Origin of the sequence: Vibrio sp. 10N.222.54.A3 (genome assembly GCF_041474095.1) — a bacterium.
Taxonomy (GTDB): Bacteria; Pseudomonadota; Gammaproteobacteria; order Enterobacterales; family Vibrionaceae; genus Vibrio; species Vibrio crassostreae_C.
Map to the genome: position 1 here is coordinate 1 of NZ_JBFRTN010000204.1, position 211 is coordinate 211.

The 211-nt window shown below is 43.1% G+C and carries 1 protein-coding gene; it reads left to right on the plus strand.

The genetic code is table 11. The annotated features are described in order from the left end of the window. Window positions 1-211, plus strand: a 211-nt coding sequence (locus tag AB4507_RS23025; RefSeq protein ID WP_372183493.1) for a hypothetical protein, incomplete at both ends; no start/stop codon positions are given.

A 211-nucleotide genomic window follows, 5' to 3' on the forward strand; every position in this document is an offset into this window, starting at 1 on the left:
GACACCAAAGTCATTCAGTTTACTCATGAGAGTGACGATGTTGAGTCGTTCCGTATCGAGCCAACAGAGTTCAATACTCTAGGTACGTTAACGTCAAACAACTTGGCGGTTCAGCTAAAAGAAGATCCTAACAGTGCTGGCGATTACATCGGTTTTGTTAAAGACGCGTCGGATGTTGAAGCTAACGTCTTTACTATTAGCTTCTCGGATA